A 26,012-nucleotide genomic window follows, 5' to 3' on the forward strand; every position below is an offset into this window, starting at 1 on the left:
TTCGTGGCGACACTCTTTATTGCGGATCTGCATCTGCAAACAGAAGAACCGGCGATAACCGCCGGTTTTCTGCGTTTTTTACGCGGTGAAGCGAAAAGCGCCGATGCGCTGTACATCCTGGGCGACCTCTTTGAAGCCTGGATTGGCGACGACGACCCTAACCCGCTGCACCGTGAAATGGCAGACGCCATTCACGCCCTCGTGGATTCCGGCGTTCCCTGCTATTTCATTCACGGCAACCGTGATTTCCTGATCGGCAAGCGCTACGCCCGCGAAAGCGGCATGACGCTGCTGCCGGAAGAGCAGGTGCTCGATCTCTATGGCCGCAGGATCCTGATCATGCACGGCGACACGCTCTGCACCGACGATACCGGCTACCTGGCGTTTCGCGCCAAAGTCCACACCCCGTGGATCCAAAAGGTGTTCCTTGCGCTGCCGCTGTTTATACGCAACCGTATCGCCGCCAGAATGCGCGCGGGCAGTAAAACCGCCAACAGCAGCAAATCCATGACCATCATGGACGTGAACCCGCAGGCCGTGGTGAGCGTGATGGAAAAGCATGGCGTTCAGTGGTTGATCCACGGTCATACCCATCGTCCTGACGTCCATTCCCTTATCGCCAACGGCGAACCGGCCCATCGCGTGGTATTAGGTGCTTGGCACACCGAAGGCTCCATGGTCAAAGTCACGCCAGAGGGCGTGGAGCTGATCGCCTTTCCGTTTTAACCCCTCGCACCATCATTCTATTTTTTTGAACAATATCGGCAAATTGTTTCGATTTTAATCAGCCCGTGGTCGGCCTATTATTTATCGCATCAGGGCAATACGCCCTATCCCAGATAAAACACTTAAGGAATACGACCATGAAATCTATCAAAACTTTCGTTGCAGTTGCCGCTCTTTCCCTGGTTTCTTTCGGTTCTTTCGCTCAAAGCGTGAGCGCAACCGCCTCTACCCTTGACCGCGCAGAAGCGAAAATTGCCGCGCAGGCCGCCGAGCAGAATGCCTCTTATAAAATCACGAGCGCGAAGGTCAACAACCGCGTGTACATGACCGCAGAACTGACTAAATAAAAACCCTGATTGCCGTGCCGCCAGCGAAGACGTGCGACAGCGACAATACGATGAGGAAGGAACAGAGAATGAAAAACATCAGCATCGTAAGTACCCTGCTGCTGGCAGTCGTGGTGTCCACTGGCGCACAGGCCGCGGAGAATCGCTTCTCCGTGCCAAAATCGGGCTCGAATGCCGACACCAGCATGGTGAATCATATCGATGTCAGCCGCGCGTTCGACAACGAGAACCTGTCCGCAGGGGATCTTCAGTAACATCATATAAAAGACCGCCATCGTGCGGTCTTTTTTGTTATCGCTTTCTCGCCATAACTGCTCACCTTTTAACCGCGCAACCGTTTTCCTTGCCCGTATAACATGCTATTCTCTGTGCCCTCGAAAGCAGTGTGTTTCGCACCACAGGAGTTTTAAGACGCATGTCTTCCCGCAATAATCCGGCGCGTGTCGCCATCGTGATGGGGTCCAAAAGCGACTGGGCTACCATGCAGTTCGCCGCCGAAATCTTTGAAATCCTGAATGTTCCGCACCACGTTGAAGTGGTCTCCGCGCACCGTACACCGGACAAACTGTTCAGCTTCGCCGAAAGCGCCGAAGAGAACGGTTATGAGGTGATCGTTGCCGGCGCGGGCGGCGCAGCACATCTGCCAGGCATGATTGCCGCTAAAACCCTGGTGCCGGTACTGGGCGTTCCGGTCCAAAGCGCCGCGTTAAGCGGTGTGGATAGCCTCTACTCAATCGTCCAGATGCCGCGCGGTATTCCTGTCGGCACGCTGGCGATTGGTAAAGCGGGTGCTGCCAATGCCGCCCTGCTGGCGGCGCAAATTCTTGCGACGCACGATAAAGCATTACACCAGCGTCTGGCGGAGTGGCGTAAAGCCCAGACAGACGAGGTGCTGGACAATCCGGACCCGCGGGGTGCGGCATGAAGCAGGTTTGCGTCCTCGGTAACGGCCAGCTAGGCCGCATGCTGCGTCAGGCCGGTGAGCCGCTGGGTATTGCCGTCTGGCCCGTCGGGCTGGACGCCGAACCGGAAGCCGTACCGTTCCACCAGAGCGTGATCACCGCCGAGATCGAACGCTGGCCAGAAACGGCTCTGACCCGCGAGCTGGCGCGTCATAACGCCTTCGTTAACCGCGACGTGTTCCCGATCATCGCCGACCGTCTGACGCAAAAGCAGCTGTTCGACAAGCTCGGTCTGCCGACCGCGCCGTGGCAGCTCCTGTCCGATAAAAGCGAGTGGAATGACGTTTTCGCGATGCTGGGCGAGCTGGCAATCGTGAAGCGCCGTGTGGGCGGCTATGACGGCCGCGGCCAGTGGCGCCTGCGTGCAGATGAAACGGCAGAACTGCCGGACGATTGCTACGGCGAGTGCATCGTTGAGCAGGGCATCAACTTCAGCGGTGAAGTGTCGCTGGTTGGCGCGCGCGGGCAAGACGGGCATACCGTCTTTTATCCGCTGACGCATAACCTGCATCAGGACGGCATTCTGCGCACCAGCGTCGCCTTCCCGCACGCCAATGCTGACCAGCAGGCGCAGGCGGAAGATATGCTCTCTGCCATCATGCACGAACTCGGGTATGTGGGCGTCATGGCGATGGAGTGCTTTATCACCCCGTCCGGTCTGCTGATCAACGAACTTGCGCCGCGCGTGCACAATAGCGGCCACTGGACGCAAAACGGCGCGTCCATCAGCCAGTTCGAGCTGCACCTGCGCGCGATTACGGACCTGCCGCTGCCGCAGCCGGTGGTGAACAGCCCGTCGGTGATGATCAACCTGATCGGCACCGATCTGAACTACGACTGGCTGAAGCTGCCGCTCGTGCATCTGCACTGGTATGACAAAGAGGTACGCGCGGGTCGTAAGGTCGGTCACCTGAACCTGAACGACAGCGACACGGGCCGCCTGAGCGCCACCCTGGAAGCGATGATCCCGCTCCTGCCGCCGGAATATGCGAGCGGCATTGTCTGGGCACAGTCTAAGCTCAAGTAAGACATCTGCGCCGGGGAGTTGATCTTCCCCTTCCCCGGCGTACAATCCCCGCCCATTGCTGCTGAGTTTTCTTCTGGAACAACCATGAACGATGGAACGGACTATCGCGCGATCCTCGCGTTTGATACCCCTTTAATCGACGTTCGCGCGCCGATCGAATTTGCCCAGGGCGCGATGCCTGCGGCGATCAACCTGCCCTTAATGAACGACGACGAGCGCGCCGCCGTCGGTACCTGCTATAAACGCCAGGGCCCCGAGGCCGCGCTGGCGCTCGGCCATCAGCTGGTGAGCGGCGAGACGCGTGAGGCACGCATTAACGCCTGGCGGGAAGCCAGCCTTACCCATCCTGAGGGCTTTCTCTGCTGCGCGCGCGGCGGCCAGCGCTCGCATATCTCGCAGGCCTGGCTGAAAGAGGCGGGCGTTGACTACCCGCTGATCCGCGGCGGCTATAAGGCTCTGCGTCAGACGGCGATTCAGGTGACTATCGAGCAGTCGCAAAAGCCGATGGTGCTTATTGGCGGCTGCACCGGAAACGGCAAAACCCTGCTGGTGAAGCAGCACGCGCAGGGTATCGATCTGGAAGGGCTGGCGCACCATCGCGGTTCGTCGTTTGGCCGCACGCTCACGCCGCAGCTTTCCCAGGCCAGCTTTGAAAACCACCTTGCGGTTGAGCTCCTGAAAAAAAACGCCGCGCGCTGGGTGCTGGAAGACGAGGGCCGGATGATTGGCTCCAACCACCTGCCGGAGTGCCTGCGCGACCGCATGGCTGAAGCCCCTATCGTTGTCGTCGAAGACCCGTTTGACGTCCGCCTTGAGCGCCTGCGCGAAGAGTATTTCGACCATATGTGGGCAGACTTTTCTGCCGCATACGGCGAGGAAGCGGGCTGGAAAGAATACAGCGAGTATCTGCACCACGGCCTGTTTGCCATTCGCCGCCGTCTGGGGCTGCAGCGGTATGCAGAATTCACCGCGCTGTTAGATTCCGCGCTGCTGGAACAGCAACGCTCCGGCAGCACTGACGCGCACTTCAGCTGGCTTGCGCCGCTGCTGAAGGATTATTACGACCCGATGTACGGCTATCAGCTGGAGAAAAAGGCGGAGAAGATTGTGTATCGCGGGACGTACGAAGAGATTGCTGAGTGGCTTGATCGCTGAAAAATAAAGCCGGGTGGCGAGGTAAAAGCAAAACGGCAACCTGGGTTGCCGTTTTTAATGTTTATTCCCTCTCCCCGTGGGAGAGGGTCAGGGTGAGGGCATCAGGGCGCACCCAACAAGACGACTTAGAAGTCGTAACGCAGACGCACCAGGTTCATGTCGCCCAGGTTGTCGGTGCTGGAGGTGAACACGTGTTCGTAATCCACGCGGAAACCGTAATCCAGCTGGAAGCTGATACCCACGCCGTTGTCGATGCGCTGGTAGTTACGGCCGTTCACGTACTCAATACGGTCGCCCATGAAGTAAGGCTGGATGGATTTAACCGCGTACTGGCCGACCGGGAACTTGTAGCCCGCAAAGTATTCAATACCCCATGCATCACCCGCAAAGTAGTCGTTAACCGACACTTTTTTGGTGGTCATGAAGTTCTGGTACCAGCCGCCGCCTGCGGAGAAGGTCCAGTTGTCCGGGGTCCAGCTCAGCGCGGTACCGAGAATGTTCTGGTCGTAGGTTTTGCTGTCGCCGTTGTCCGGGTTACGCATGTCCGCGCGGGTGTAGTTCCACGCCGCGCCCCAGGTCAGGTCGGTAGTCAGGTGGTAATCCAGACCCAGCGAGCCGCCGCCTTTACGCTTGTAGCGCAGGCCGTTGCCCGGCAGGTATTCGCTGTCTTCAAACAGGTAAGATGCGTAGATGTCGGCATCGCCCACGGTTTTCTTATATTTCAGCATCTGGCGTGAACGGTAAGAACCGTCGTAATCGCCGTTGATCCCGTTACCCGGAGCCTGACCAATCATGTCGTAGTCCCAGATATCGGTTTTCGCGCCCACCACATCATAGTAAACGCTGTTCTGTTGACCGAAGGTCAGCGTACCCCAGGTATCGCTCTTCAGACCGGTGTAGAGCATACGACGCGTGGTGTCGTGTGCGCCGTCGGCGTAGTGGTGATCCCAGTTAAACTGCGCAGGAATATTGACACCCAGCTCGTAGTAGCTGATCCAGCTGATGTCATCAAACAGGTAGTAATCAGCCGCGAAACGGAAACGGGTGCCGCCGTCAAAGCCGTTACGCTTGTAGCTGTTTTTACCGTCGTCGCCGGTCATGTTCTGGAACTGAGGACGAATACTGCCGCCAACGGTAAAGTTCAGGCGGCTCAGCGGGTTACCCGCCTGAGGCTCCTGCTTAAGAACGGTGATTTCCGCCTGAGAAGCGAAGGTAGTCAATGCCACTGCCGCGCCGATCGTTGCCGCCAGCGCTGATTTTTTTATAGTCATTATTTTTCCTTAATAGACACGCTGCTAAATATTTAGCGGGTGAATATTAACTGGAAATAATCGGGCCGTGTGGTCGGGTTTTTAATGTTTTGTGCTACTAAATGAGTGGGTATTATCAGTTTGTGCTATTTAAACGCTGCGCACCGGCATTAAAACCCGGCGCGCAACTATCACCGTGCTAAATCAACTCGCAAACTGACGGAACAGGGCTTTGCCCTTTAACAGCCGCGTGCCGAGCCAGCCTCCGCAGAGAGAAAGCAGCACCGCGCCGCTGAGAGGCAGGATCAACCAGAGACGCCAGTCAGGCTCCCACGGGAAGTCGAAAACCTTTGTCTGCAGCACCGCCAGCGCCGTTTCCGCGCCAATGGCCGCTACCAGACCCGCCACCAGCCCCAGCAGCGCAAACTCGCTCCAGAGCGTCATCCGCAGCAGCCGCTTTCCAGCCCCCAGCGTGCGGTAGACCACCAGCTCCTGATGGCGCTGGCGCATGCCCACCTGCACCTGGGCCAGCAGCAACAGCACGCCGCAGATCGTCACCAGCACCACCATCACCTCCAGCGCGCGGCTCACCTGCTCCAGAACCTGCCCTACCTGCTTCAGGATCGCGCCAATATCCAGCAGGCTGACCGTCGGAAACTCCCGGTTGAGCTGGGTCAGCATGCCGTTGCCGTTTTCCCAGCGGAAACTGGTCAGCCAGCTCTGCGGCTGACCGTCCAGCGCGCCCGGCGGGAAGATAAAGAAGAAGTTTGGCCGCAGGCTTTCCCAGTCCACTTTACGCAGGCTGGTGACTTTCGCGGTAAAATCCTGGGTATCGCCGGTAAAGGTGACGCTGTCCCCCAGCTTCACGTTCAGGCGCGTCGCCAGCCCCTCCTCCATCGACACTTCCCCCGCTTTTGGCGGCCAGGTGCCGGCGGTAAGCGGGTTGTGGTCAGGGCGTTTCTCCTGCCAGGTCAGGTTCAGCTCGCGGTTCAGCGACTCGTCCTTGTTCCCGTCCGCTGGCTGGCCGTTGATCTGCGTCAGACGCGCGCGAACGATGGGATAGAACGACTCAGGGATAATGTGATGCTCCGCCAGGAAGCCCTTCAGCGACGTGACCTGCTCAGGGGCAATGTTGATCAGGAAATAGTTCGGGCTTTCCGGGGGAAGCTGCTGCTGCCAGCGATCGAGCAGATCGCCGCGCAGCACTAACAGCAGCGCCAGCAGCATAAACGACAGCGAAAACGCCGACAGCTGGCTGAGCGTTGACCACGGCTGATGCAGCAGGCGGTTGACCGCCAGGCGCACGGGCAGCGATTTCACCGTGAGCCGCTTCAGGACGTTGAGCAGTATCCAGCCCAGCACGCCGCACAGCAGCGCCAGCACAACCGCCCCGGCCAGTACCGCCCACAGCAGCGTGCTGCCCCCCATCAGCCACGCCAGCAGCCCCACCGCCACGGCAATAATCACCGGAAGGTAGAACTTCAGCGGCCAGACGTTCGCCACCACATCGTTGCGAAGCACGCGCAGCGGCTGCGTCGCGAGCAGCAGGCGGTACGGGCGTAGCCCCACCAGCAGCGAAATCACCGTCATCGCACCGATTGCCCACAGCCACGGCCAGAGGCTGGCCGGCGGCAAGGCGGCCGGGAGCACCGGCTTCAGCATCACCATCAGCAGTTTTTCAAACAGCAGCCCGATTATTCCGCCAGTAATCGCGGAGAGGACCAGCAGCATCAGCCACTGGCCGACAATCAGCTTGCGCAGCTGCGCCCTGCCCGCCCCCAGGGTTTTGAGGATCGCCACCAGGTCGTAACGGCTGCGGCAGTAGTGCCCCATCGCCACGGCAACCGCCGCCACCGCCAGCAGCAGGGTCAACAGTGCCGAAAGCAGCAGGAACTGCTGAGAACGTTCAAGAGATTTACCGAGCGCCCCTTCGTCCTGCTCCAGCCCGTACCAGCGGTGCTCCGGCTTGAGCTGCGGCAGAAGCCATTTTTCGTACACGTCAAGCTGGGCAGGCGTGCCGCCAAACTTATAGCGCCAGGTGACGCGGCTGCCCGGCTGTACAGCATGGGTTGCCGCGACATCCGCGGTGTTCATCAGCAGGCGCGGCGCGAGCTGGAAGGGGTTAAAGCCGGAATCGGGCTCCTGCACCACTTCCCCGGCAATGTTGAAGGTGGCGTCGCCGACGTCGATGCTATCGCCGGGTTTCAGGTTCAGAAGCGCCATCAGACGTGATGCCAGCAGCACCGTACCGGGCTTTGGCTTCAGCCCTGGCGGGTTGGTCTGCAGTTCGCCGTACATCGGGTAGATATCATCGACGGCTTTAACGCTGGCGAGCTGCGGCGTGTCGCCCGCAAACGTCATGGTCTGGAAGCTTATCTGCTCCCCCACCTTCAGCCCTTGTTTACGTGCTTCGTCAATCCAGCCCGACGGCACCGGGCGGGAGCTTTGCAGCGCCCGGTCACCCGCCATAAACTCCCGGCTCTGCTGGCTAAGCCCTTTTTCCATGCGGTCGCTGACGCTGCCGAGCGCCAGCACGCAGGCCACCGCCAGGCTTAGCGCCAGCCAGACAATCAGCAGCGAGGGCGAGCGCCACTCGCGCCAGAACCAGCGGGTAATCATGCCTCCTCCTGAAGAATACCGTTCACCAGCCGCAGGCGACGGTCGCAGCGGGCGGCGAGCTGCGGATCGTGGGTGACGAGGATCAGCGTGGTGCCGTGCTCGCGGTTGAGCGAAAACAGCAGGTCGGCAATCCGGTCACCGGTTTTACGGTCAAGGTTACCTGTGGGCTCATCGGCAAACAGGACTTCGGGACGACCGTTAAACGCCCGCGCCAGCGCCACGCGCTGCTGCTCACCGCCGGAAAGCTGTGCGGGAAGGTGGTCGAGACGCTTGCCCAGACCGAGCTGCTCCAGCAGCGCCTTCGCGTGCGCCCGGCTTTCACGGCTGTTTTCACCGCGCAACAGCGCCGGGAGTTCGACGTTTTCCAGCGCGTTCAGGGTGGGGATCAGCATGAAGGACTGGAAGACAAAACCAACGTGACGCGCGCGCAGCGCGGCCCGCGCCTCTTCATCAAGCTGATGCAGCGGTTGCCCGACAAGATGGACCTCGCCGCTGCTGCCGTCGTCCAGACCGGCCAAAATCGCCAGCAGCGTGGACTTGCCGGAGCCGGATTCGCCAATCAGCGCGATGGTTTCAGCGCGTTTGACAACGAGTTCAACTCCAGTAAGGATGGAAAGCTCGTGTTCCCCCTGACCGACGGACTTCTTAAGATGATGAACTTCAACACTGTTTTCCGCTGGCATTTGCCCTTCCTGTTTTTGATTCTGATGACCTTCCGCGCGGCGGCAGCGGACACGTTACTGGTTCTCGGCGACAGCCTGAGCGCAGGCTATCGCATGGCGGCCAGCGCGGCCTGGCCCGCGCTGCTCAACGACAAATGGCAGAGCAAGACGTCGGTAATTAACGCCAGCATCAGCGGCGATACCTCGCAGCAGGGCCTGTCGCGCCTGCCTGCACTGCTCAAACAGCATCAGCCGCGCTGGGTGCTGGTGGAGCTTGGCGGTAACGATGGATTGCGCGGTTTTCAGCCTCAGCAAACCGAGCAAACGCTGCGCACCATTTTGCAGGATATCAAAGCGGCAAACGCCCAGCCGCTGCTGATGCAAATTCGCCTGCCCGCTAACTACGGTCGTCGGTATAATGAAGCCTTTAGCGCGATCTACCCTAAGCTTGCCAAAGAGTTTGATATTCCGCTGCTGCCATTTTTCATGGAAGAGGTCTATCTCAAACCCCAGTGGATGCAAGACGACGGGATCCACCCCAATCGCGATGCTCAGCCGTTTATTGCCGACTGGATGGCAACGCGGCTGGCTCCTTTAGTTAAACATGACTCCTGATTAAGCGGAGATCCTGACAGGTAAAGTTATGCAAAAATCGGTCTTAATTACAGGATGTTCCAGTGGAATCGGCCTGGAAAGCGCGCTCGAACTGAAGCGCCAGGGGTTTCGGGTGCTGGCGGCGTGTCGCAAACCCGACGATGTCGAACGCATGAACGGGCTGGGCTTTACCGGCGTGCTGCTGGATATGGACTCGCCGGAGAGCGTTGAACGCGCCGCCGATGAGGTGATCGCGCTGACCGACAATCGTCTGTACGGGCTCTTTAACAATGCCGGCTACGGCGTGTATGGTCCGCTGGATACGCTCTCCCGCGAAACGCTGGAGAAACAGTTTTCGACCAACTTCTTCGGCGTGCATCAGCTCACCATGCGCCTGCTCCCCGCGATGCTGCCGCACGGTGAAGGGCGCATCGTGATGACATCGTCAGTGATGGGGCTGATTTCCACTCCGGGCCGCGGCGCCTACGCCGCCAGCAAATATGCGCTGGAGGCCTGGTCCGACGCCCTGCGCATGGAGCTGCGCCACAGCGGCATCAAGGTCAGCCTGATTGAGCCCGGCCCGATCCGCACCCGCTTTACCGAAAACGTGAACCAGACCCAGGCGGATAAGCCGGTCGAGAACCCCGGCATTGCCGCACGTTTTACCCTCGGGCCAGAGGCGGTGGTGGCCAAAGTGCGCCATGCTTTTGAGAGCGAACATCCTAAAATGCGCTATCCGGTGACGCTGGTCACCCATGCCGTAGGCTGGTTAAAACGCCTGCTGCCGGGCCGGATGATGGACAAAATTTTGCACGGTTGAGTTGAAGCGACGACGCTCATCCCCATGTAAAGAACAAACCGACAAAAGAGAAAGCCGCATGTCCGTACAGAATATCGTCAATATTACAGAAGCTAACCTGCAACAGACCCTTGAACAGTCGATGACCAAACCGGTCCTGTTCTACTTCTGGTCTGAACGCAGCCAACACTGCCTGCAGCTGACGCCGGTGCTGGAAAGCCTTGCCGCCCAGTACAACGGTCAGTTCATTCTCGCTAAGCTGGACTGCGACGCCGAGCCGATGGTGGCGTCTCAGTTTGGTCTGCGCGCCATCCCAACCGTCTATCTGTTCCAGAACGGCCAGCCCGTTGACGGCTTCCAGGGGCCGCAGCCGGAAGAGGCTATCCGCGCCCTGCTGGATAAAGTGCTGCCGCGTGAAGAAGAGCTGAAGGCGCAGGAAGGCATGGCGCTGATGCAGGAAGGTAAATACGACGAGGCGCTGCCGCTGCTCAAAGAGGCGTGGCAGCTGTCGAATCAGAACAGCCAGATTGGCCTGCTGCTGGCGGAAACGCAGATCGCCCTGCACCGTTCAGAAGACGCGGAAGCCGTACTCAAGACGGTTCCGCTGCAGGATCAGGACACCCGCTATCAGGGTCTTGTCGCGCAGATTGAGCTGCTGAAACAGGCCGCGGACACCCCGGAAATTCAGCAGCTGCAGCAGCAGGTTGCCGACAACCCGGCCGATGCCGCGCTGGCAAGCCAGCTGGCGCTGCAGCTGCACCAGGTGGGGCGTAACGAAGAGGCGCTGGAGCTGCTGTTCAGCCACCTGCAAAAAGACCTGGCAGCCGCAGACGGTCAGGCGCGCAAGATGTTCCAGGAAATTCTGGCCGCGCTGGGCACCGGAGACGCGCTGGCATCGAAGTATCGTCGTCAGCTGTACGCGTTGCTCTACTAACAAAAAAATGCCCGGTGGCGCTAACGCTTACCGGGCCTACAAAACAGGCTTAACCCGTTTTCTTTAATTGCGTCACCACCAGCTGGTGACGCGCGTTGTAGAACTTCCGATAGGTCAGGTAACAGGCAATGATGGTTGACAGGCTTGCCGTGGAAAGCAGCATAAACGTCACCATGATCTGATACTTAATCGCTTTGACCGGATCGATACCGGCAAAAATCAGCCCCGACATCATGCCAGGCAGGCTCACCAGCCCCACCGTTTTGGCTGAATCGACCGTTGGGATCAGCGATGAGCGAATGCTCTCACGGATCAGCCGCGCCGAGGCCACTTTAGGCGTCGCCCCCAGGCTTAATTTCTCCTGAAGCTGCTGCTGTTCACTGCTGAAGCGCTGGCCGAGATTGTTATAACAGAGCCCAACGGCCACCATGGCGTTCCCCGCAATCATCCCGGAGATAGGGATAACCTGCATCGGCGTAAAGGCAATCGAGCCGGAGAGCACCAGCACCGCCAGCGTGAGCGCCGTCCCGGTGGTAATAGCGATAAACGACGAGATAAACGCCTTATCAATGTATTTACTGCGCTTTTTCGCATTCCACGCCGCGTTGAAACAGATAAAGAGCACCATCAGCAGCGTCAGCACAGCGTGGTTGACGTTAAATATATACTTCAGCACATAGCCGACGATGATGAGCTGAACCACCGCGCGGCAGATACTCCACACAATATCTTTTTCCAGCCCCAGCTTTTCCCGATAGCTGACTACAATCGCAATCAGCACCAGCACCATCGAAAACGCCAGTGATTCATTGGTAATGTTATGCTCACCCACGGTTAGCCTCCTGCATTTTCCCGCCGTGCGGCTGAAGCGTAATCACGTCATCCGCATGGGTTATTTCATTAGCGTCGTGCGTCACCCACAGCACGGCAATGTTCTGCTCCCGGGCGTAGCGATGAATAATCTCGTTAACGTTGCGCTTGTTGACGTCATCGAGCGCGCTGGTAATTTCATCCAGCAAAAGCACCTTCGGTAAAAACTGCAGGTTGCGGATCAGCGAGACGCGCTGCTTTTCTCCGCCTGACAGCGCGGTGATGGATTTGGTTAACGTCTCCTGCGCCAGGCCAAAGCGGGCCAGATCGCTGATAAACTTTTCCGGCTCCGGCGTTTTATTGCGGATTTGCCACGGGAAAATCAGGTTGTCATAAACCGTATCGCCAAACAGCGCGGGGGTTTGCACGCAGTAGGAGACCTGCTGGCGATAGTTTTCCGGGGACAGGGTTGAGATATCCTGTCCTTCAAACAGAATGGTGCCCTCCGTCGGGCTGAGGAGTGAGGCCACAATTTTCAGCAGCGTGCTTTTACCGCAGCCCGAAGGTCCCGTGATTAATTTAAACTCGCCCGGCGACAGGCTAAACCCGACGTGCTGAAGAATAATATTTTCTCCAACACGAAATCCGATATCCCTGAGATGTAATAGTTCTTTTTTATCGTTCATTACGCTTCCGTTAACCGCTTCGTGTAATAACCGCCTGTAGCATAATCCTTTCGTGCGCACAGAGCGAATAGCCTCACGCTAAAGCAAGTGTTAAACTTTTTGTTTGTTATTTGTCTCCACCATCACTACAGGAAGTAAGCAGCATGGCACATATCTTTTATGAGTTTCCTTCCCTGAAGCCTGGTGTTCCTGATGTCGAAACATTAATGGAAGTCATCAAATCGTCGGAACTCACGCGTTTTGTCATTGGCGCAGAGGTGGTGGATTTTGTTAAGAAGGCGCTCATCGTGAACACCACGATCGGCAGTTTCAAAAATTGCTATTTCGCCTTCGACAACGGGACACACTTCCTGGAATTTGACGGCAAGGGAAAATCCAAACGTTTCAATGAGGTACCCGACTGGTTCGTCTCTCCGGCTGAATTTTCTCGTACCCAGTGGCTTATCAACCACGATCTTGCGGATGTAAAGGCCACCCAATTCATTGACGTGCTGATGTCCTATCCGCTGAAAGAGCGCCGTGCGCACTGTAATTTGTTATTCGGGCTGGAGCTGGAAAAGGTGAATGCGGTTCCGGCCCCAGCGTCAGCCGCAGGGAAAATCGGCAATAAAAACGGTAAAACGACCAAACCGCGCGTCACCGATCTGGGATCGTTTGAATTGTTCAGCCAGTTCTTTGCGCGCATGAAAACCGCCGTGCTGGCCGATGAGTTTCCCACCCTGCAGGTTCTGACGGGCATGGATAACCTGACTAAAGCGCCGCATAATTTAAAGCAGGGTATCAGAACGTGGTTCAAAGCCATCGCGGGCGATCTTCCTCCCAATAACAAGCGCGTTGAAGCGGGGAATGCCGTTCTGTTCTGCGCCCCCATTCGCGAACAGATCCAGCGTATCGAAGCGCTGGGGCTGGAGAAGTACTACCAGGGATTATCCAAAGCCATTGCCGAAGCGGGTGATGGATTCATCTCTGACTTTACCTATACTTACGAGCAATAAACACACACTTTCACTCATCACAGCATGCAAAACAGGAGGTTTTTATGCTTATCGTTGTTCCTGTCCTTATTTTCGTTGCGCTGGTTATTGTGGGCGCAGGCGTCAAAATTGTCCCTCAGGGCTATCAGTGGACCGTCGAGCGTTTCGGTCGCTACACCAACACCCTCCAGCCGGGCTTAAGCCTGATTGTTCCTTTCATGGACCGGATTGGTCGCAAGATCAACATGATGGAGCAGGTACTGGACATTCCGTCTCAGGAGATCATCTCCAAGGATAACGCCAACGTCACCATCGACGCCGTCTGCTTTATTCAGGTGATTGATGCGCCGAAAGCGGCCTATGAGGTCAGCAACCTGGAGCTGGCGATCGTCAACCTGACGATGACCAACATCCGTACCGTGCTCGGCTCGATGGAGCTGGACGAAATGCTTTCCCAGCGCGACAGCATCAACACCCGCCTGCTGCACATTGTCGATGAAGCAACGAACCCGTGGGGGATCAAAGTCACCCGTATTGAGATCCGCGACGTGCGCCCGCCGGCGGAGCTGATCGCCTCCATGAACGCCCAGATGAAGGCCGAGCGAACCAAGCGCGCCTACATTCTGGAAGCCGAAGGGGTGCGTCAGGCGGAGATCCTCAAAGCGGAAGGGGAAAAACAGTCGCAGATCCTGAAAGCGGAAGGCGATCGTCAGTCCGCATTCTTACAGGCGGAAGCACGTGAACGTTCGGCAGAAGCGGAAGCCCGCGCCACCCAGATGGTGTCCGAGGCGATTGCCGCCGGTGATATCCAGGCCGTGAACTACTTTGTCGCGCAAAAATATACCGACGCGCTAAAACAGATCGGCTCGGCGAACAACAGCAAAGTGGTGATGATGCCGCTGGAGGCCAGCAGCCTGATGGGCTCTATCGCCGGTATTGCCGAACTGATTAAAGACAGCGGAAACGAGCGTAAAAAATGATTGAGCTGATCGCTGCACATCCTCATGCCTTCTGGCTAAGCCTCGGTGGCTTATTGCTGGCGGCGGAGATGCTGGGCGGCAACGGCTACCTGCTCTGGAGCGGTGTTGCCGCCGTCATTACGGGCCTTCTGGTCTGGATCCTTCCCCTGGACTGGGCGTGGCAGGGTGCGCTATTTGCCGTGCTGACGCTGGTGGCCGCGTGGCTGTGGTGGCGCTGGCTAAACCGGCGGGTTAACGAGCAAAAACCGCTGGACGCGCACCTCAACCAGCGCGGACAGCAGATTGTCGGCAAGCGTTTTACGCTCGACACCTCGCTGGTGAACGGGCGCGGGCATATGCGCGTGGGCGACAGCTCGTGGCCGGTGGTCGCAGACGACGACCTCAGCGCCGGCACGCGGGTTGAGGTCATTGCGGTGGAAGGCATTACCCTGCGGGTGAAAGCCTGCTAAGCAGAGGCCTTACGATGACAGCAGCCGGCAAGATTATCGATAATCGGGCAGTCGGCGCTGTCATCCCCCGGACAGGATTCCGCGAGCTGCAGCAGCTGTTCGCGCATCGCCTGCAGCTCGATGATGTGGCGTTCAATTTCGGCCACTTTTTCCAGCGTGCGTTTTTTCACGTCGGCGCTGTGACGCTTCGGATCGTTAAACAGGTTCACCAGCTCGCCGCACTCTTCCAGATTAAACCCCACCTGTCTTGCCTGGCGCAGCAGCGTCAGTTCATCCAGATGCAGCTGCGTGTAGCTGCGGTAGCCGTTTTCACTGCGCAGCGGTGGCGTTACCAGCCCCTTCTCTTCATAAAAGCGGATTGCCTTGCTGGTTAAGCCGGTTTTTTTTGCCACGTCACTGATATTCACAATTCCCCCTTGACCTTCCCCTTGATGGAAGGTTTAACCTTCATAACAGTTAGCGAAAAGCGTTACTCCGGTCAACTACTGACCAGTTCATTATACGGGAGTTTTGTTATGTCTCACACTATCGACCTGACGCTGGACGGCCTCTCCTGCGGCCACTGCGTCAAACGCGTTAAAGAAAGCCTGGAACAGCGCCCTGACGTTGAAAGCGCTGACGTGACTATCGATCATGCCGCCGTAACCGGCAGCGCCAGCGCGGATGCGCTGATCGATACCATCAAGCAGGCCGGTTACGGGGCGGAGTTAAGCCACCCAAAGGCTAAACCGCTGGCAGAGTCATCATCCCCGTCGGAAGCACTGACAGCGGCCACTCCTGAGCTTCCGGCAGCTGATGATATTGACGACAGCCAACAGCTGCTGATCAACGGCATGAGCTGCGCCAGCTGCGTCTCCCGGGTACAAAACGCCTTGCAGGCCGTACCGGGCGTCGCGCAGGCACGGGTAAACCTCGCGGAGCGCACTGCGCTGGTGATGGGCAGCGCCTCCGCCGCAGATTTAGTGCAGGCCGTTGAGAAAGCGGGCTACGGGGCGGAGGCCATCGAAGATGATGCCGAGCGCCGCGAGCGCCAGCAGGAAACGGCTATCGCCACCATGAAGCGCTTCCGCTGGCAGGCGATTGTCGCCCTGCTGGTGGGTATTCCGGTGATGGTGTGGGGCATGATGGGTGACAACATGATGGTCACCGCTGACAACCGCACGCTGTGGCTGGTGATTGGTCTGATTACCCTTGCGGTGATGGTGTTTGCAGGCGGGCATTTCTATACCAGCGCCTGGAAGAGCCTGAAAAACCGCACCGCGACGATGGATACGCTGGTGGCGCTCGGTACCGGCGCGGCGTGGCTCTATTCGATGAGCGTGAACGTCTGGCCGCAGTGGTTCCCGATGGAGGCGCGCCATCTCTATTACGAAGCCAGCGCGATGATTATCGGCCTGATTAACCTGGGCCACATGCTGGAAGCCCGCGCCCGCCAGCGCTCCTCGAAAGCGCTGGAAAGATTGCTTGATTTAACCCCGCCGACGGCGCGCGTGGTCACGGACGAGGGGGAGAAAAGCGTCCCGCTGGCGGAAGTTCAGCCCGGCATGACGCTGCGCCTGACGACGGGCAATCGCGTTCCCGTTGACGGCAAGATAACCCAGGGCGAAGCCTGGCTGGATGAAGCGATGCTGACCGGCGAGCCTATCCCTCAGCAGAAATCAGACGGCGACGCCGTTCATGCCGGCACGGTGGTGCAGGACGGCAGCGTGCTGTTTACCGCCAGCGCCGTCGGCAGCCACACGACGCTGTCGCGTATCATCCGCATGGTGCGCCAGGCGCAGAGCAGCAAGCCGGAAATTGGCCAGCTTGCTGACAGGATCTCCGCCGTTTTTGTTCCAGTAGTGGTCGGCATTGCCCTGCTGAGCGCGGCGATCTGGTATTTCTTCGGCCCGGCACCGCAGATTGTTTACACCCTGGTGATCGCCACCACGGTGCTGATCATCGCCTGTCCTTGCGCCCTTGGCCTGGCGACCCCGATGTCGATTATCTCCGGCGTAGGCCGCGCGGCCGAATTTGGCGTACTGGTACGGGATGCGGACGCGCTGCAGCGGGCCAGCACCCTCGACACGCTGGTGTTTGATAAAACCGGCACGCTGACCGAAGGCAAACCGCAGGTGGTGGCCGTCACTACCGCAGGCATTGCGCAAGAGGACGCGCTGCGCCTCGCCGCCGCGCTGGAGCAAGGATCCAGCCATCCGCTGGCGCGCGCCATTCTCGATAAAGCGAATGCTTCTGCCCTGCCGCAGGTCAGCAATTTCCGCACCCTGCGCGGGCTCGGCGTCAGCGGTGAAGCAGAAGGCCACGCGCTGCTGCTGGGTAACCAGGCATTGCTTAATGAAAACGGTATTGATACCGCCGCGCTGGAAAGCGAGCTGAAGGCGCAGGCGTCTCAGGGCGCCACGCCGGTTCTGCTGGCGGTGGATGGCAAAGCCGCCGCGCTGCTGGCCGTGCGCGATCCGCTTCGCCAGGACAGCGTGGACGCCCTGCAGCGTCTGCACCGTGCGGGCTATCGTCTGGTGATGCTGACCGGGGACAATCCGACAACGGCCAACGCCATCGCGAAAGAGGCCGGAATTGATGAGGTCATTGCAGGCGTACTGCCGGACGGTAAAGCGGACGCCATCAAGAAACTGCAAAGTCAGGGTCGTCAGGTGGCGATGGTCGGCGACGGCATCAACGATGCCCCGGCGCTGGCCCAGGCGGACGTCGGGATTGCCATGGGCGGCGGGAGCGATGTCGCCATCGAAACCGCTGCCATTACGCTGATGCGCCATAGCCTGATGGGCGTTGCCGACGCGCTGGCCATTTCAAAAGCCACGCTGCGCAACATGAAGCAGAACCTGCTGGGAGCGTTCGTCTATAACACCCTCGGTATCCCAATCGCGGCCGGTATTCTGTGGCCGCTGACCGGCACGCTGCTTAACCCGGTGGTCGCGGGCGCGGCGATGGCGCTCTCCTCCATTACCGTGGTGAGCAACGCCAACCGCCTGCTGCGCTTTAAACCGAAGGATTGAACCTTGTACCCGTACGCGCTAGCATGAACCTTTCCATTCATGGAGCGCGTATGGATCTGTTTAATCGTATAAAAGCATCGTTTCGCGCCCTCTTTCCTCGCCGTTATGCCTGGCCCGGTCTGGATATCTCTCTCCCCGGCGGGCAGCACCTGCATCTGGTCGGCAGTATTCATATGGGTACGCAGGATATGTCTCCCCTGCCACCCGGGCTGATTAAACTGCTGAAACGCGCCGACGCGCTGGTCGTTGAGGCGGACATTTCGGGTCAGGAGTCGCCGTTTGTCGGGCTGGAAAGCGCTCTCACTCTGGCGGAACGTCTGGATGATCCCCGGCTTGCCGAACTGACGCGCGTCGCGGATGAAACCGGCGTGTCGCTCTCCATGATTGACACCCTGCCGCTCTGGCAAATTGCGATGGTGCTGCAGGCTACGCAGGCGCAGCGTCTGGGACTGCGCGGTGACTACGGCATTGATTACCAGCTGCTGAACGCGGCAAGGGCCCGCAGCCTGCCCGTCATTGAGCTGGAAGGGACGGACAGCCAGATTGCGCTTCTGCGCCAGCTTCCCGACGACGGCCTGATGCTGCTGGATGATACGTTGACCCACTGGCACACCAACGCGCGCCTGCTGCAGACCATGATTGGCTGGTGGCTGGACGCGCCGCCTGAGGACGGTAAGCTGGCATTGCCCTCGACGTTCAGCGAATCGCTTTATGATGTGCTGATGAATGCGCGCAACAAAGCCTGGCGGCAGACGCTGCATGCTTTGCCCGCGGGGCATTACGTGGTGGCGGTTGGGGCGTTACATTTGTACGGAGAAGGGAATTTGCCGTCACTGTTGAAATAAAAAAATGGCCAATATTTCTATTGGCCCGTCAAAGAGGAATTTCATCGTTTTTATTATGCCGAAGGAGACCTTCGGTTGAGCCGATTGTCGCTCAAAGTGACCATCACTGCCAATACTATTGCGCAAGATGGTGCTATTTTTTAGACAAACGTCAGGCGTATGCTGATGGCATGATTTGTCTGTCGTAAGAAGGATAGCTATGACTCCCGCCGTTAAATTACTCGAAAAAAACAACATTTCTTTCCGGATCCACACTTACGATCACGATCCGAATGAAACTAACTTTGGTGATGAAGTGGTGCGCAAGCTGGGGCTGAATGCTGACCAGGTTTATAAAACGCTGCTGGTGGCGGTGAATGGCGATATGAAACACCTCGCCGTCGCGGTTACTCCGGTGGCGGGACAGCTTGATCTGAAGAAAGTCGCCAAAGCCCTGGGGGCGAAGAAGGTGGATATGGCGGATCCGATGGTGGCGCAACGCACCACGGGCTATCTGGTGGGCGGGATCAGTCCGCTCGGGCAGAAAAAACGCCTGCCGACGCTGATTGATGCCCCTTCACAGGAGTTTGAAACCATCTTTATATCCGGCGGCAAACGCGGGCTGGATATCGAGCTGGCGGCGGGCGACCTGGCGAAAATGCTGGACGCGAAGTTTGCGGATATTGCGCGCCGGGATTGAGAAAATTGCCCGGTGGCGGCTGCGAGGTAAAAGCAAAACGGTAACAGGCGTTACCGTTTTTTGTGTTCGCGCCCTCTCCCGGTGGGAGAGGGTTGGGGTGAGGGCATCAGGCCGCACACCACTACTGCCAGCTCACCTCACCCTTCGGCTCGTACGCATTCACGTCAATCGGTGAATTCTGCTCGATGAACTGCTTCAGCACTTCCGCATCGATAAAGCCGGTATTCACGTATCCCGGTTTGTTATCAATATGCGGATAGCCGTCGCCGCCGGTGGCGTTAAAGCTTAACGTCGCCAGACGGTACGTTTTGGCCGGGTCAACCGGTTCGCCTTTGATCTTCAGGTCGTTAAGCTTGCCGTCTTTCGCCACAAAGCTGACGTTGGCAAACTGCGGATAGGCCCCGGAATCCGGCTTCATCTGCGCCACGGCGGTCAGGTAGTCAATCACCTCTTTCCCGCTCATGTCCGCATAGACCACCACGTTGCCGAAAGGCTGCACCTTCAGGACGTCCTTATAGGTAATGTTTCCACCTTCGATGGAATCACGAATACCGCCGCCGCTCATCACGCCGAAGTCAGCGCCGGTGCGCGCCATTTGCGCCGCCAGCACCAGGTGGCCCATGTTGGTCTGCACGAAGCGAACTTTACTGCGGTCCCCCTCCAGACGACCGTTCAGCGTGCCGATCTTCACGTCCAGCTGCGCCTTGCCTTTGTTCTGGAACGGCGTCAGCAGGGAGAGCATCTGCTGGTTTTCTGGAATCTCTGGCGTGTAAAGTACGCGCTCGCTTTTCCCGTCCGGGTAGGTGACTTTCTTCTTCAGGTTGACCGGGATGAGCTGATAATGGACCAGCTTCATCTCGCCGTTACGGAACTCGAAATCCGCCCGGCCGACGTATTTGCCCCACTCGTGCGCCTGAACAATCCAGATACCGTTCTGACGGTCCGGCGCGCACGGCGTGCCCGGCACGTAGTCCACCTGCTTTTTGTTCTCCGAGGCCATACACACCGGATCCTGTGAGTGACCACCCACAATCATCGCCAGCGAGCCCGCAGGCAGGCTGCGCGCCATTTCCACGTCGCCGGGCGCGTTAGAGCCGTGCTCGCCGTTGTCGTAGTGCCCCATGTGCGTGGTGGCGATAATCACGTCCGGCTTCTCGTTTTGCTGCAGCTCCTGAATCACCAGCTTCGCTTCGTCTGCCGGTTTGCGGAATTCGATATCGGTAAAGAACTCGGGGTTGCCAATTTTCGCCGTGTCGTCAGTGGTTAAGCCGATGACCGCAATCTTCAGATCCTGGCGCTTAAACAGCGCCCACGGCTTAAACAGGCGTTCGCCGGTGCTTTTCTGGTAAATATTGGCGGAGAGGAAGGGGAATTTAGCCCATTTTTCCTGCTGACGCAGCACGGTCAGCGGATTATCGAACTCGTGGTTACCCACGGCCATCGCGTCGTAGCCAATCAGGTTCATGCCGCGAAAATCAGGTTCCGCGTCCTGTAAATCGGATTCCGGCACGCCGGTATTGATATCGCCACCCGACAGCAGCAGCACGCTGCCGCCCTGGGCAGCCACCTCTTTGCGAATGCCGTCCACCAGCGTTTTCTGTGCCGACAGGCCATATTCGCCGTATTCGCTGCGCCAGAAATGACCGTGGTGATCGTTGGTATGCAGAATGGTGATTTTATAGGTTTTGTCTTTTTCATACGCCTGCGCGGGCAAGCTTACCAGGCCCCACGCGGCGATGAGCGCCAGCGCGACGCCCCGCTTCATAAACTTCATCTTCTCTCTCCCTGACCAATAGACAAAGGCAAAAATTACAGTGACTAACAAGAATAGACAAATAAGTTTTCAGAATTGCGACTTTCTTCAAATGTCCCGGACGGGTATGTTAGTCGGATAATAATTACACCCTGCATCTCTAATAACGAAAAACGTGGTACTTCTCTCTATGGCAATCAGTGAATCAACCCAGCCCGTTCCGGGCGCGCCGGCGTCGCGCACCTCCTTTAAAGTCTTAGGCGCAATCAGTCTCTCGCACCTGCTCAATGACATGATCCAGTCGTTGATTCTGGCAATTTATCCGCTGCTGCAGTCCGAGTTTTCGTTAACGTTCGTGCAGATCGGGATGATCACCCTGACCTTCCAGCTGGCTTCCTCACTGCTGCAGCCGCTGGTGGGCTACTGGACGGATAAATACCCGATGCCGTGGTCGCTGCCGATTGGCATGTGCTTCACCCTAAGCGGGCTGGTGCTGCTGGCCATGGCGGGGAGCTTTGAAGCGGTGCTGATTGCCGCCGCGCTGGTAGGCACCGGCTCGTCCGTTTTCCATCCGGAGTCCTCCCGCGTAGCGCGCATGGCCTCCGGGGGACGTCACGGTCTGGCGCAGTCGCTCTTCCAGGTAGGCGGTAACTTTGGTAGCTCTCTCGGCCCGCTGCTGGCCGCGGTGATTATTGCCCCTTACGGCAAAGGCAACGTGGCCTGGTTTGTGCTGGCCGCTCTGCTGGCCATTATCGTGCTGGCGCAGATCAGCCGCTGGTATGCCGCTCAGCATCGCGTGAATAAAGGTAAACCTAAAGCGAAGGTTATCAATCCTCTTCCGCGCAATAAGGTTATCCTGGCGGTTTCCGTGCTGCTGGTACTGATCTTCTCGAAATACTTCTATATGGCGAGCATCAGCAGCTATTACACCTTTTATCTGATGCAAAAATTCGGATTATCGGTGCAGAATGCACAGTTCCACCTGTTTGCCTTCCTGTTCGCCGTTGCGGCCGGCACAGTCATTGGCGGGCCTGTGGGTGATAAGATTGGGCGTAAATACGTCATTTGGGGCTCTATCCTCGGCGTGGCGCCGTTTACCCTTATTTTGCCGTACGCCAGCCTTGAATGGACGGGGATTTTAACCGTGATCATTGGTTTTATTCTCGCATCCGCGTTTTCCGCCATTCTGGTCTATGCCCAGGAGCTGCTGCCTGGCCGTATCGGTATGGTTTCCGGGCTCTTTTTCGGTTTCGCCTTCGGTATGGGCGGGCTTGGCGCGGCGGTGTTGGGGATGGTGGCGGATCACACCAGCATCTTCCTAGTTTATAAAATCTGCGCTTTCCTGCCACTTCTTGGGATGTTGACCATATTCCTGCCTGATAACCGTCATAAAGCGTAAATTACGGGTAGCCAAAGTTTAACTTTGGCTACCTGATATCCTGATGCCATAAGGGTTTCTTCTTCTTCCCCTCGCTGAATTTATCAAAACGCGCTTTTTTACGTGCATATTGCTGTTTTATTCAAACTTCAACAATAATTCATAAACATAAGGGTAAAAATTGTCATAAACTATTACTCGGTTTTTTGGTTTTCGCCAAAAAGGAACACCCACAACGAAAGGAGACGGAATGCACCACGCCACACCGCTTATCACCACCATTGTTGGTGGACTTGTGCTCGCTTTTATCCTCGGCATGATTGCCAATAAGCTGCGTATTTCTCCTCTTGTCGGCTATCTGTTAGCGGGTGTACTGGCGGGACCGTTTACGCCAGGCTTCGTGGCGGATACCAAGCTGGCCCCTGAGCTGGCGGAATTGGGCGTGATTCTGCTGATGTTTGGCGTCGGCCTGCACTTCTCCCTGAAGGATCTGATGGCGGTAAAGTCGATCGCCATACCGGGAGCGATCGCCCAGATTGGGGTGGCGACGCTGCTGGGGATGGCGCTTTCGGCGGTGCTGGGCTGGTCGTTAATGACCGGTATCGTATTTGGGCTGTGTCTCTCAACCGCCAGCACCGTGGTGCTGCTGCGCGCGCTTGAAGAGAGACAGCTGATAGACAGCCAGCGCGGGCAAATCGCGATAGGCTGGCTGATTGTGGAAGACCTGGTGATGGTCCTGACGCTGGTGCTGCTGCCAGCCGTCGCCGGGATGATGGAAAAAGACAACGTCGGCCTGGCCTCGCTGGCGCTGGATATGAGTATCACCATCGGTAAGGTGGTGGCGTTTATCGCCATCATGATGCTGGTGGGACGCCGTCTGGTGCCGTGGATCATGTCCCGCAGCGCGGCAACCGGCTCACGCGAGCTGTTTACCCTCTCCGTGCTGGCGCTGGCGCTGGGTATCGCTTTTGGTGCCGTAGAGCTGTTTGACGTCTCCTTTGCCCTGGGCGCATTCTTCGCCGGGATGGTGCTGAACGAATCCGAGCTGAGCCACCGCGCGGCGCATGACACTCTGCCGCTGCGCGATGCCTTCGCCGTGCTGTTCTTCGTCTCCGTCGGGATGCTGTTTGACCCGATGGTCCTGATTCACCAGCCGCTGGCCGTGCTGGGCACGCTGGCGATCATCATCTTTGGTAAGTCGCTCGCCGCCTTCTTCCTGGTGAGAATGTTCGGCCACTCCCCGCGCACGGCGTTGACCATCGCCGCCAGCCTGGCGCAGATCGGTGAGTTCGCCTTTATTCTGGCCGGTCTGGGCATGGCCCTAAACCTGCTGCCGCAGGCGGGGCAAAACCTGGTGCTGGCGGGGGCGATCCTGTCGATTATGCTGAACCCGGTGCTGTTTGCCCTGCTGGAAAAATACCTCGATAAAACCGAAACGCTGGAAGAACAGACGCTGGAAGAGGCCATCGAAGAAGAGAAGCAGATCCCGGTGGATATTTGCAATCACGCCCTGCTGGTCGGCTTTGGCCGCGTGGGCAGCCTGCTCGGTGAGAAGCTGATGGCGCAGGGCATTCCGCTGGTGGTGATTGAGACCTCACGCACCCGCGTCGACGAGCTGCGCGAGCGCGGCATTCGTGCGGTACTGGGCAATGCGGCAAACGAAGAGATCATGAATCTGGCGCACCTGGACTGCGCGCGCTGGCTGCTGCTGACCATACCTAACGGCTATGAAGCGGGTGAAATTGTGGCCTCCGCGCGCGAGAAGTGCCCAACGATTGAGATTATCGCCCGGGCGCACTATGACGACGAGGTGGAGTACATTACCGAACGCGGTGCGAATAAGGTGGTGATGGGCGAGCGCGAGATTGCGAATACGATGCTGACGCTGCTGGAGAAACCGCCGGTTGAAGAGGCTGTGACGGGGTAAGTTTGGTGCGGCCTGATGCCCTCACCCTGACCCTCTCCCACAGGGAGAGGGAACAAACACTAAAAACGGCAACCAGGGTTGCCGTTTTGCTTTTACCTGTCCCAGTAAGCCTCTTCGAGGCTGTCTTCACGTTCCGGCAGCCCACGCGTTAAGCGCGGGGAGTGCTGGTTCAGTACCTGATAGCTCACGCGGTTGGCATATTTACACACCTGTGCCAGCGAGGAATAGGTCAGCCAGCTGAACTTGTGCTTGCTGGAGTTCGGCACGTTGGTTTTATGGTAGGCATTAGCGGTGATGTCGTGCAGCAGTGCGGCCAGCGCGCCGTCGCCCGCACCGTTGGTGTTCATGATCTTCTCCGGCCCGCCCATATACGGCGCGATATGAGAGTAGATACGCAGCGGATTCACGCAGTCTTTGTAGCGCATGCCGCGGCTGAACTCGTACTGGTTGAACTCGGCAATCGCACCGGGCAGCAGCGGGTGCTGGGTTTTGCGCTTGCTCTCTTCTTCCGTGAAGCCCGCCATGTACAGCCCAACCGGGCCGGCGGTACAGAGCACCAGATCCACCCAGTCCAGCGCTTTGTCAGACGCCAGCAGCGGATCGCTTTCGCCGGTCAGCGCTTCGGCCTCTTCTTCGTTCATCGCCAGAATCGAGACGTGCTCTTTCAGGAACGCCTGCCACCACTCCGGGTTATCGGCGATAACGAATTTTGTGCCCAGCGTCAGAACGACCGGCACGTTGTATTTCTTCGCGTACTCGATCGCTTTCATGGTCGCTTCCGGCATCGGCTCGCCCGGCTTACAGCGCACCAGATAGGAAGTCAGCACCAGCGCCGAGGCGCCCGCGATCACCTCTTCCGGAATACTCTCGGCGCGCAGCTTGTTCATATGACCCGGGCTGATGGCAAAAGTACGCTCGCCGGAATCGCTAATCAGCGTAAAGCAGCGGCCAATAGGCCCGTCGACGCCCTGAAGGTAGTTCAGATCGGTACGGCTGGAGGTGTTGCAGAGATAGCGGTAGGCATAGCCACCGATTTCGATATTGCTGCACATCACGCCGAGCAGCACCGAGCGGTCGTCGGCCAGCACGGAGTAGTTGTGCATGGTATTGCCGATGGTGCCACCGGCGAACTGATGGGTAATCAGGTTTGCGCGCACCAGCTCCTGATACAGCGCTTCGGCAACGTCGTCCTCAATCACCAGCGAGTGACCGGCGCTCAGACCGTAACGGGCGACAAACGCATCATCCACTTTCGCTTCAATGTCCACCAGCGTCTGATCGATACCGACGACCCATGCCGCGCTGGTTTCGTTTTCTGGCTGGATTTGCTGCAGGAGCGGGTCGCGGGCATCGACGGGGAAGTAGTGTTTGGATTTGCGTTTACCGGGAAATTTCATGGTCTGAACTGTACGAAGAATATGGGCCGGGAATGGTAGCACAAA

General features: G+C 58.1%; 25 protein-coding genes. 17 read left to right on the plus strand and 8 right to left on the minus strand.

What is annotated here, in order from left to right:
* Positions 1-3 precede the first annotated feature (3 nt).
* From lpxH to mnmH, 6 genes are all read left to right on the plus strand, one after another.
* Positions 4-726, plus strand: coding sequence for a UDP-2,3-diacylglucosamine diphosphatase (gene lpxH, locus HCH49_RS11255; protein WP_167818660.1), 723 nt, complete (start codon positions 4-6; stop codon positions 724-726).
* A 137-nt stretch (positions 727-863) separates the two neighbouring features.
* Positions 864-1,073 (plus strand): YdgH/BhsA/McbA-like domain containing protein, encoded by a 210-nt coding sequence (locus tag HCH49_RS11260; RefSeq protein ID WP_023310633.1) that lies wholly within the window; start codon positions 864-866, stop codon positions 1,071-1,073.
* 68 nt (positions 1,074-1,141) lie between these two features.
* Positions 1,142-1,327, plus strand: a complete 186-nt coding sequence (locus HCH49_RS11265; RefSeq protein ID WP_029741050.1) for a hypothetical protein — start codon at positions 1,142-1,144, stop codon at positions 1,325-1,327.
* 161 nt (positions 1,328-1,488) lie between these two features.
* Positions 1,489-1,998, plus strand: coding sequence for a 5-(carboxyamino)imidazole ribonucleotide mutase (gene purE, locus HCH49_RS11270; RefSeq protein WP_023310631.1), 510 nt, complete (start codon positions 1,489-1,491; stop codon positions 1,996-1,998).
* The gene (purK, locus tag HCH49_RS11275) at positions 1,995-3,062 is read left to right on the plus strand and encodes a 5-(carboxyamino)imidazole ribonucleotide synthase (RefSeq protein WP_033144820.1); all 1,068 of its coding nucleotides are present in this window, start codon (positions 1,995-1,997) and stop codon (positions 3,060-3,062) included. Before purE ends, purK begins: the two co-directional genes overlap by 4 nt.
* Before the next feature lie 84 nt (positions 3,063-3,146).
* Entirely contained in the window at positions 3,147-4,217 is a 1,071-nt protein-coding gene (gene mnmH / locus HCH49_RS11280) for a tRNA 2-selenouridine(34) synthase MnmH (RefSeq protein WP_033144819.1), read from the plus strand.
* 125 nt (positions 4,218-4,342) lie between these two features.
* Here mnmH and HCH49_RS11285 read toward each other — a convergent pair whose 3' ends face one another.
* The 3 genes from HCH49_RS11285 to ybbA form a co-directional block, all read right to left on the minus strand.
* A complete protein-coding gene (locus HCH49_RS11285; RefSeq protein WP_045887957.1) occupies positions 4,343-5,488 on the minus strand; it encodes a porin in 1,146 nt (381 codons plus the stop codon).
* A gap of 183 nt (positions 5,489-5,671) precedes the next feature.
* Entirely contained in the window at positions 5,672-8,086 is a 2,415-nt protein-coding gene (gene ybbP, locus HCH49_RS11290; protein WP_221702697.1) for a putative ABC transporter permease subunit YbbP, read from the minus strand.
* Positions 8,083-8,769, minus strand: a complete 687-nt coding sequence (gene ybbA / locus HCH49_RS11295) for a putative ABC transporter ATP-binding protein YbbA (RefSeq protein WP_023617272.1) — start codon at positions 8,767-8,769, stop codon at positions 8,083-8,085. The genes ybbP and ybbA overlap by 4 nt, the downstream gene beginning before the upstream one ends.
* Between ybbA and tesA the strand changes: the two genes are divergently transcribed.
* Genes tesA through HCH49_RS11310 form a run of 3 tightly spaced genes read left to right on the plus strand, consistent with a single transcriptional unit; the run spans position 8,740 to position 11,075 of the window.
* Positions 8,740-9,363, plus strand: coding sequence for a multifunctional acyl-CoA thioesterase I/protease I/lysophospholipase L1 (gene tesA, locus HCH49_RS11300; RefSeq protein ID WP_032661743.1), 624 nt, complete (start codon positions 8,740-8,742; stop codon positions 9,361-9,363). The two genes, ybbA and tesA, sit on opposite strands and share 30 nt — an antisense overlap.
* Positions 9,364-9,391: 28 nt before the next feature.
* Positions 9,392-10,162 (plus strand): SDR family oxidoreductase, encoded by a 771-nt coding sequence (locus tag HCH49_RS11305; RefSeq protein WP_014882827.1) that lies wholly within the window; start codon positions 9,392-9,394, stop codon positions 10,160-10,162.
* Positions 10,163-10,220: 58 nt separating this feature from the next.
* A complete protein-coding gene (locus tag HCH49_RS11310; protein WP_023310624.1) occupies positions 10,221-11,075 on the plus strand; it encodes a co-chaperone YbbN in 855 nt (284 codons plus the stop codon).
* 49 nt (positions 11,076-11,124) lie between these two features.
* On the opposite strand, the gene fetB is transcribed toward HCH49_RS11310, so the two are convergent.
* Together fetB and fetA are read right to left on the minus strand one after the other, a co-directional pair.
* Complete coding sequence (fetB, locus tag HCH49_RS11315; protein ID WP_023310623.1) at positions 11,125-11,907, minus strand: iron efflux ABC transporter permease subunit FetB; 783 nt, start codon at positions 11,905-11,907, stop codon at positions 11,125-11,127.
* A complete protein-coding gene (gene fetA / locus HCH49_RS11320; protein ID WP_045887951.1) occupies positions 11,900-12,571 on the minus strand; it encodes an iron efflux ABC transporter ATP-binding subunit FetA in 672 nt (223 codons plus the stop codon). The genes fetB and fetA overlap by 8 nt, the downstream gene beginning before the upstream one ends.
* Positions 12,572-12,714: 143 nt before the next feature.
* Between fetA and HCH49_RS11325 the strand changes: the two genes are divergently transcribed.
* From HCH49_RS11325 to HCH49_RS11335, 3 genes are read left to right on the plus strand one after another with little or no spacing between them, the layout of a single operon-like run.
* Entirely contained in the window at positions 12,715-13,566 is an 852-nt protein-coding gene (locus tag HCH49_RS11325) for a hypothetical protein (RefSeq protein ID WP_033144808.1), read from the plus strand.
* A 44-nt stretch (positions 13,567-13,610) separates the two neighbouring features.
* Positions 13,611-14,525 carry an SPFH domain-containing protein gene (locus HCH49_RS11330; protein WP_023310620.1) on the plus strand — a complete coding sequence of 305 codons (915 nt, stop codon included), beginning with the start codon at positions 13,611-13,613 and terminating at the stop codon, positions 14,523-14,525.
* Positions 14,522-14,974: an NfeD family protein gene (locus HCH49_RS11335; RefSeq protein ID WP_033144807.1), complete on the plus strand. Its 453-nt coding sequence runs from the start codon at positions 14,522-14,524 to the stop codon at positions 14,972-14,974. Before HCH49_RS11330 ends, HCH49_RS11335 begins: the two co-directional genes overlap by 4 nt.
* Here the strand turns inward: HCH49_RS11335 and cueR are convergent.
* Positions 14,971-15,381 carry a Cu(I)-responsive transcriptional regulator gene (gene cueR, locus HCH49_RS11340; RefSeq protein ID WP_023310618.1) on the minus strand — a complete coding sequence of 137 codons (411 nt, stop codon included), beginning with the start codon at positions 15,379-15,381 and terminating at the stop codon, positions 14,971-14,973. The two genes, HCH49_RS11335 and cueR, sit on opposite strands and share 4 nt — an antisense overlap.
* Positions 15,382-15,489: 108 nt before the next feature.
* On the opposite strand from cueR, the gene copA reads away from it, so the two are divergent.
* The 3 genes from copA (at position 15,490) to ybaK (ending at position 19,512) form a co-directional block, all read left to right on the plus strand.
* Complete coding sequence (gene copA, locus HCH49_RS11345) at positions 15,490-17,988, plus strand: copper-exporting P-type ATPase CopA (protein WP_221702698.1); 2,499 nt, start codon at positions 15,490-15,492, stop codon at positions 17,986-17,988.
* Positions 17,989-18,038: 50 nt separating this feature from the next.
* Positions 18,039-18,833, plus strand: coding sequence for a TraB/GumN family protein (locus HCH49_RS11350; RefSeq protein ID WP_221702699.1), 795 nt, complete (start codon positions 18,039-18,041; stop codon positions 18,831-18,833).
* Between the two features lie 199 nt (positions 18,834-19,032).
* Entirely contained in the window at positions 19,033-19,512 is a 480-nt protein-coding gene (gene ybaK, locus HCH49_RS11355) for a Cys-tRNA(Pro)/Cys-tRNA(Cys) deacylase YbaK (RefSeq protein WP_023310615.1), read from the plus strand.
* Positions 19,513-19,633: 121 nt separating this feature from the next.
* Here the strand turns inward: ybaK and ushA are convergent, their stop codons facing one another.
* On the minus strand, positions 19,634-21,286 hold the full coding sequence (gene ushA / locus HCH49_RS11360; RefSeq protein WP_213787623.1) for a bifunctional UDP-sugar hydrolase/5'-nucleotidase UshA: 1,653 nt from the start codon (positions 21,284-21,286) through the stop codon (positions 19,634-19,636).
* Between the two features lie 169 nt (positions 21,287-21,455).
* Between ushA and HCH49_RS11365 the strand changes: the two genes are divergently transcribed.
* Positions 21,456-22,664 carry an MFS transporter gene (locus HCH49_RS11365; RefSeq protein WP_033144801.1) on the plus strand — a complete coding sequence of 403 codons (1,209 nt, stop codon included), beginning with the start codon at positions 21,456-21,458 and terminating at the stop codon, positions 22,662-22,664.
* A 229-nt stretch (positions 22,665-22,893) separates the two neighbouring features.
* Entirely contained in the window at positions 22,894-24,570 is a 1,677-nt protein-coding gene (gene ybaL, locus HCH49_RS11370; protein ID WP_063439797.1) for a YbaL family putative K(+) efflux transporter, read from the plus strand.
* 92 nt (positions 24,571-24,662) lie between these two features.
* Here the strand turns inward: ybaL and HCH49_RS11375 are convergent, their stop codons facing one another.
* Positions 24,663-25,967, minus strand: a complete 1,305-nt coding sequence (locus HCH49_RS11375; protein ID WP_221702700.1) for an inosine/guanosine kinase — start codon at positions 25,965-25,967, stop codon at positions 24,663-24,665.
* Positions 25,968-26,012 lie beyond the last annotated feature (45 nt).

This window comes from Enterobacter sp. Y17 (genome assembly GCF_019730495.1).
Lineage (GTDB): Bacteria > Pseudomonadota > Gammaproteobacteria > Enterobacterales > Enterobacteriaceae > Enterobacter > Enterobacter asburiae_B.

What these genes read in the sequence shown, in the direction of transcription:
- purK (WP_033144820.1), top strand. Translation starts at nt 1,995, where the DNA reads ATGAAGCAGGTTTGCGTCCTCGGTAACGGCCAGCTAGGCCGCATGCTG.
- ybaK (WP_023310615.1), top strand. Translation starts at nt 19,033, where the DNA reads ATGACTCCCGCCGTTAAATTACTCGAAAAAAACAACATTTCTTTCCGG.
- ybaL (WP_063439797.1), top strand. Translation starts at nt 22,894, where the DNA reads ATGCACCACGCCACACCGCTTATCACCACCATTGTTGGTGGACTTGTG.
- HCH49_RS11350 (WP_221702699.1), top strand. Translation starts at nt 18,039, where the DNA reads ATGGATCTGTTTAATCGTATAAAAGCATCGTTTCGCGCCCTCTTTCCT.
- tesA (WP_032661743.1), top strand. Translation starts at nt 8,740, where the DNA reads ATGAACTTCAACACTGTTTTCCGCTGGCATTTGCCCTTCCTGTTTTTG.
- fetA (WP_045887951.1), bottom strand. Translation starts at nt 12,571, where the DNA reads ATGAACGATAAAAAAGAACTATTACATCTCAGGGATATCGGATTTCGT.
- HCH49_RS11260 (WP_023310633.1), top strand. Translation starts at nt 864, where the DNA reads ATGAAATCTATCAAAACTTTCGTTGCAGTTGCCGCTCTTTCCCTGGTT.
- HCH49_RS11310 (WP_023310624.1), top strand. Translation starts at nt 10,221, where the DNA reads ATGTCCGTACAGAATATCGTCAATATTACAGAAGCTAACCTGCAACAG.
- ushA (WP_213787623.1), bottom strand. Translation starts at nt 21,286, where the DNA reads ATGAAGTTTATGAAGCGGGGCGTCGCGCTGGCGCTCATCGCCGCGTGG.
- HCH49_RS11285 (WP_045887957.1), bottom strand. Translation starts at nt 5,488, where the DNA reads ATGACTATAAAAAAATCAGCGCTGGCGGCAACGATCGGCGCGGCAGTG.
- HCH49_RS11365 (WP_033144801.1), top strand. Translation starts at nt 21,456, where the DNA reads ATGGCAATCAGTGAATCAACCCAGCCCGTTCCGGGCGCGCCGGCGTCG.
- HCH49_RS11325 (WP_033144808.1), top strand. Translation starts at nt 12,715, where the DNA reads ATGGCACATATCTTTTATGAGTTTCCTTCCCTGAAGCCTGGTGTTCCT.
- HCH49_RS11335 (WP_033144807.1), top strand. Translation starts at nt 14,522, where the DNA reads ATGATTGAGCTGATCGCTGCACATCCTCATGCCTTCTGGCTAAGCCTC.
- mnmH (WP_033144819.1), top strand. Translation starts at nt 3,147, where the DNA reads ATGAACGATGGAACGGACTATCGCGCGATCCTCGCGTTTGATACCCCT.
- purE (WP_023310631.1), top strand. Translation starts at nt 1,489, where the DNA reads ATGTCTTCCCGCAATAATCCGGCGCGTGTCGCCATCGTGATGGGGTCC.
- HCH49_RS11305 (WP_014882827.1), top strand. Translation starts at nt 9,392, where the DNA reads ATGCAAAAATCGGTCTTAATTACAGGATGTTCCAGTGGAATCGGCCTG.
- ybbA (WP_023617272.1), bottom strand. Translation starts at nt 8,769, where the DNA reads ATGCCAGCGGAAAACAGTGTTGAAGTTCATCATCTTAAGAAGTCCGTC.
- HCH49_RS11330 (WP_023310620.1), top strand. Translation starts at nt 13,611, where the DNA reads ATGCTTATCGTTGTTCCTGTCCTTATTTTCGTTGCGCTGGTTATTGTG.
- copA (WP_221702698.1), top strand. Translation starts at nt 15,490, where the DNA reads ATGTCTCACACTATCGACCTGACGCTGGACGGCCTCTCCTGCGGCCAC.
- HCH49_RS11375 (WP_221702700.1), bottom strand. Translation starts at nt 25,967, where the DNA reads ATGAAATTTCCCGGTAAACGCAAATCCAAACACTACTTCCCCGTCGAT.
- ybbP (WP_221702697.1), bottom strand. Translation starts at nt 8,086, where the DNA reads ATGATTACCCGCTGGTTCTGGCGCGAGTGGCGCTCGCCCTCGCTGCTG.
- HCH49_RS11265 (WP_029741050.1), top strand. Translation starts at nt 1,142, where the DNA reads ATGAAAAACATCAGCATCGTAAGTACCCTGCTGCTGGCAGTCGTGGTG.